Source organism: Mesorhizobium sp. M7A.F.Ca.MR.148.00.0.0 (assembly GCF_003997735.1).
GTDB lineage: Bacteria > Pseudomonadota > Alphaproteobacteria > Rhizobiales > Rhizobiaceae > Mesorhizobium.
In genome coordinates, this window is sequence record NZ_RZTB01000707.1 from 1 (window position 1) to 234 (window position 234).

General features: G+C 62.0%; 1 protein-coding gene. It reads right to left on the reverse strand.

The genetic code is table 11. The features are described from left to right. Position 1 precedes the first annotated feature (1 nt). Positions 2–234 (reverse strand): acyl-CoA dehydrogenase family protein (locus EOB49_RS35925; RefSeq protein WP_164782031.1); only part of this gene is annotated, 233 nt, incomplete at its 5' end.

Below are 234 nucleotides of genomic sequence, written 5' to 3' on the forward strand. Positions count from 1 at the left end.
GTTATGCCCCGAACGGACGCAGCAGCGCCCTTGAAATAATGTGGCGCTGGATCTCCGACGTGCCCTCCCAGATGCGCTCGACGCGGGCGTCACGCCAGATGCGCTCCAGTGGCAAATCGTCCATCAGTCCCATGCCGCCATGGATCTGGATCGCCTCATCGGCGACGTATGCAAGCATTTCGGTGGCCTTCAGCTTGGCCATGGCCATGTCCTGGTCGGTGACGGTGCCCTGAT